A 257-nucleotide genomic window follows, 5' to 3' on the forward strand; every position below is an offset into this window, starting at 1 on the left:
CTGTTCTAAAGAAGAACGAAAAGCATGTTGGGGCTGTAGCTCAGCTGGTTAGAGCACCGTGTTGATAACGCGGGGGTCGTTGGTTCGAGCCCAACCAGCCCTACCAGTCCAAGCATCAAGCAATACCTGTAGGGGGATTAGCTCAGCTGGGAGAGCACCTGCTTTGCAAGCAGGGGGTCGTCGGTTCGATCCCGTCATCCTCCACCAAACTGCTTTTATGTAAGCCCTGAGGTTTAGATAAAAGTAGTACCGTTCTT

Annotated in this window: 2 tRNA genes; both read left to right on the top strand. The window is 51.8% G+C overall.

The annotated features are described in order from the left end of the window. Positions 1-29 precede the first annotated feature (29 nt). Positions 30-106 (top strand) — tRNA-Ile (locus GJ700_RS34820). Between the two features lie 25 nt (positions 107-131). Further along, positions 132-207, top strand: a tRNA-Ala gene (locus tag GJ700_RS34825). The last annotated feature ends 50 nt before the right edge of the window (positions 208-257 follow it).

The organism is Pseudoduganella rivuli (assembly GCF_009674485.1).
Taxonomy (GTDB): domain Bacteria; phylum Pseudomonadota; class Gammaproteobacteria; order Burkholderiales; family Burkholderiaceae_D; genus Rugamonas; species Rugamonas rivuli_B.